This window comes from Nakamurella sp., from assembly GCF_048594475.1.
Taxonomy (GTDB): domain Bacteria; phylum Actinomycetota; class Actinomycetes; order Mycobacteriales; family Nakamurellaceae; genus Nakamurella.
Genome location: NZ_JBMDXT010000173.1, coordinates 1 through 3,606, shown reverse-complemented (window position 1 = coordinate 3,606; position 3,606 = coordinate 1). Strand labels below are relative to the sequence as shown.

Genomic DNA, 3,606 nt, shown 5'->3' with positions numbered 1-3,606 from the left:
CGAGGTCGTCGAGGTCGGCCAGGAGGTCACCGTCGAGGTCCTGGACGTCGACATGGACCGCGAGCGCGTCTCGCTGTCGCTCAAGGCGACCCAGGAGGATCCGTGGCGGCACTTCGCCCGGACCCACGCCATCGGCCAGGTCGTCCCGGGCAAGGTCACCAAGCTGGTGCCGTTCGGCGCGTTCGTCCGCGTCTACGACGGCATCGAGGGCCTGGTGCACATCTCCGAGCTGGCCGGCCGCCACGTGGAGATCCCGGAGCAGGTCGTGACGGTCGACGACGAGATCTTCGTCCGCGTCATCGACATCGACCTGGAGCGGCGCCGGATCTCGCTGTCGCTCAAGCAGGCCAACGAGGGCATCACCGCCGACACCGAGTTCGACGAGGTGCGGGCCCAGTACGGCGTGGTCGACCACTACGACGAGCAGGGCAACTTCGTGCCGCCGGAGGGCTTCGACGTCGAGACCGGCGAGTGGCTCGAGGGCTTCGACACCCAGCGGGAGGCGTGGGAGAAGCAGTACGCCGACGCGCACGCGGTGTACGAGTCGCACCTCAAGCAGATCGCGGCGGCCGCGGCCGCCGACGCGGATGCGGCGGAGCCGAGCAACTACTCGTCCGACACCGCGGCGGCCTCCGGTGGCGCTCAGGCGCCGGCCGGGTCGCTGGTCAACGACGAGCAGCTCGCGGCGCTGCGGGAGCGGCTGGCCGGCAACTGAGCCGGACGTCATAGCGCTACCCGGAAGGGCCGTCACCATCTCGGTGGCGGCCCTTCCGGCGTTCCTGATCCGGTCCTGACCTGGGCGAAACGGTTGACACGCCGGTGAAGTCGGTGTGGGGAGCTGCCCTGGTCCGTCCGATCCGACCGTTACGGTGGGGGCATGCGACGTCACCTGGTGTTGGCCGCCGCCCTGTCCGGCGTGCTGCTCGTGTCGGCCTGCGGTTCGGACACCGGCACCCGCCGGACGGTCACCGCCGTGGTCACCGTGTCCAGCGGGGCCGAGGTGCCGTCCGGTTCCGCCGACGCCTCGGCGGCACCCGACCCGGCGAGCTCCGGCGAGGCGTCCGGCAGCCCCGCCCCGTCCAGCGAGAGCCCGGCGGCGTCGGCCAGCCCCTCGGTCGCGGCCGCTCCGGTCGTCACCGGCGTCGACCCGCTCAACGTCGACTGCGGCGCGATCATCAGCGCGGCGGACGTGAAGAAGGCACTGAACATCGACATCCCGAACGACCGGCTCAAGGTCGCGGTCGCCGAGGTCAACACCGACGCCGGCCAGACCGGCTCGGTGCGCTGCCTGTACGGGCTGTCCGACGACAAGAAGACGGGTCAGGTCAGCCTGCGACTGACCGCCTACACCGACGCCGCGGCGGCCCAGAAGCAGGTCGGGGTCACCGTGCAGAACGAGACCGACAACGGTGGGCAGGTCTCGCAGACCACCGTCAACGGGTACCCGGCCACGGTCGCGCTGCGGGACGGCGGCCTGATCGTCATGGACTACGACAACTGGACGCTGGCCATCGCCGCGCCGGCCTCGGTCGACCCGGCGACCCTCACCAGTGGCCTGCCGCAGCTCGCCGGCTCGGCCCTGACCCGCATCATCAAGGCCTGACCGGCCGGATCGACCAGCGCCGGCCCCGGTCCCGGCGGCCCTCGACCAGCCGGTGCCGGGCGGGCCGCAGCAGGTGGCTGAGCCAGCCGCGGCGAACCACGACCACCAGGGTGCTCGCCGGGATCAGACCCGGCCGGCCCAGCCGGTGCCGTCCGGCCGTCCCGGTCGAGGTGGGCCGGGTCAACGTGATCGTCACGATCCCGACGTTACGTCCGGTCCGGGGCCCGATTCCGGACCCGAATCCGCGTGTCGGGTGCGGCCCGCCCGAACGGTCGGACGGGTCCGGCCGGGTCCGGTGCGGAGGCACGCGCGATGATCGGTCCCATGTTGACGACGGCGGTCACCGGTGGCATCGGTTCGGGCAAGTCCACGGTCTCGGCCGTCCTGCGGGATCTGGGCGCCGTGGTGGCCGACTCGGACCGGCTGGCGCGGGAGGTCGTCGCGCCGGGCACGGCCGGCCTGGCCGCGATCGTGGGGGCCTTCGGCCCCACCGTCCTGACGCCCGACGGCGCCCTGGACCGCCCGGCGCTGGCGGCCGTGGTGTTCGCCGACCCGGCGGCGCGGCGGACGCTGGAGGCGATCACCCATCCGCGGGTGCGGGCCCGGTTCGAGCAGATCCGGGCGGCCGCGCCGGCCGACGCGATCGTCGTCAACGACATCCCGCTGCTGGTCGATCTGGCCGTCGCGGCGACCTTCCACCTCGTGGTCGGCGTGCGGGCCGACCAGGAGCGCCGCGTGGGCCGGCTGGTCGGCCGCGGACTCACCGAGGCCGACGCGCGGGCCCGCATCGCCGCCCAGCTCACCGATGACCAGCGGGCGCCGCTGTGCGACGTCGTGCTGGACAACGACGGTGCGCCGGACGAGCTGGCCGAGCAGGTCCGCGGGCTCTGGGCGAAGCGGCTGATGCCCTTCGAGGCCAACGTGCGGGCCGGCCGCCGGGCCGTGCGGGGCCCCGTGGCGCTGGTCGGCCACCGGCCGTCCTGGGCGGCGGACGGCCGCCGGTTGGCCGCCCGGATCTCGGCCGCGTGCGGGGGCCGGCGGGTGGACCACATCGGCTCGACGGCCATCCCCGGGATGCCGGCCAAGGACGTGCTGGACCTGCAGCTGGCCGTCGAATCGCCGGCGACCGCCGACGAGCTAGCGCCCGCGCTGGCCGCCGCCGGATTCCCCCGGATCGACGGCAACCGCCAGGACCTGCCGCGGCCGGCCGGCGACGACCCGGACCGCTGGATCAAGCGCTTCCACGCCAACGCCGATCCCGGCCGCGCGGTCAACCTGCACGTGCGGGTGGCGGACCGGCCGAACTGGCGCTGGGCCCTGCTGGTCCGCGACTGGCTGATCGCCGACGCGGCCGCGTCCGCCGAGTACCGCGAGCTCAAGCTGGCCGTCGCCGCGCGCGACGCCGACGACCCGACCACGCTGCGGTATGCCGAGGCCAAGGAACCATGGTTCGGCTTCGCCCACGATCGGGCCGAGGCGTGGGCGGCGGCCACCGGTTGGCGGCCGGCGGCCGCGGGCGCCGAGGCCATGGGCACTGTCGGAGGGCCCGCGTAGCCTGCATTTCGTGGCCTTCGCAACCGAGCACCCCGTTCTCGCCGTCTCCGAACACCGGCCGGTCGGCGACATCCCGCGCACGTCGGGCCGCTTCGAGGTGGTCAGTGAATACACCCCGTCAGGCGACCAGCCGCAGGCGATCGCCGAGTTGCAGCGCCGGCTCGAGGCGGGGGAGAAGGACGTCGTGCTGCTCGGCGCCACCGGCACCGGCAAGTCCGCGACGACGGCCTGGCTGATCGAGCCGGTGCAGCGGCCCACGCTGGTGATGGCGCCGAACAAGACGCTGGCCGCGCAGCTGGCCAACGAGTTGCGCGAGTTGTTCCCGAACACCGCGGTCGAGTACTTCGTCTCCTACTACGACTACTACCAGCCCGAGGCGTACGTCCCGCAGACGGACACCTACATCGAGAAGGACTCCTCGATCAACAACGACGTCGAGCGGCTGCGCC

5 protein-coding genes are annotated in these 3,606 nt (G+C 73.4%); 4 read left to right on the top strand and 1 reads right to left on the bottom strand.

Features of this window, described 5'->3' with window-relative positions; translation table 11 throughout:
* Positions 1-715: S1 RNA-binding domain-containing protein (locus ACOJUF_RS08600; RefSeq protein ID WP_420121446.1), on the top strand; the 715-nt coding region annotated here is incomplete at its 5' end.
* A 162-nt stretch (positions 716-877) separates the two neighbouring features.
* Positions 878-1,603 (top strand): hypothetical protein, encoded by a 726-nt coding sequence (locus ACOJUF_RS08595; protein WP_420121445.1) that lies wholly within the window; start codon positions 878-880, stop codon positions 1,601-1,603.
* On the opposite strand, the gene ACOJUF_RS08590 is transcribed toward ACOJUF_RS08595, so the two are convergent.
* Positions 1,593-1,799, bottom strand: coding sequence for a hypothetical protein (locus tag ACOJUF_RS08590; protein ID WP_420121444.1), 207 nt, complete (start codon positions 1,797-1,799; stop codon positions 1,593-1,595). The two genes, ACOJUF_RS08595 and ACOJUF_RS08590, sit on opposite strands and share 11 nt — an antisense overlap.
* A 128-nt stretch (positions 1,800-1,927) precedes the next feature.
* Here ACOJUF_RS08590 and coaE point away from each other — a divergent pair, with 128 nt between their 5' ends.
* The gene (coaE, locus tag ACOJUF_RS08585) at positions 1,928-3,157 is read left to right on the top strand and encodes a dephospho-CoA kinase (RefSeq protein ID WP_420121443.1); all 1,230 of its coding nucleotides are present in this window, start codon (positions 1,928-1,930) and stop codon (positions 3,155-3,157) included.
* 10 nt (positions 3,158-3,167) lie between these two features.
* A partial coding sequence (locus ACOJUF_RS08580; RefSeq protein WP_420121442.1) for a DEAD/DEAH box helicase family protein occupies positions 3,168-3,606 on the top strand: 439 nt, incomplete at its 3' end.

What these genes read in the sequence shown, in the direction of transcription:
- ACOJUF_RS08595 (WP_420121445.1), top strand. Translation starts at nt 878, where the DNA reads ATGCGACGTCACCTGGTGTTGGCCGCCGCCCTGTCCGGCGTGCTGCTC.
- coaE (WP_420121443.1), top strand. Translation starts at nt 1,928, where the DNA reads ATGTTGACGACGGCGGTCACCGGTGGCATCGGTTCGGGCAAGTCCACG.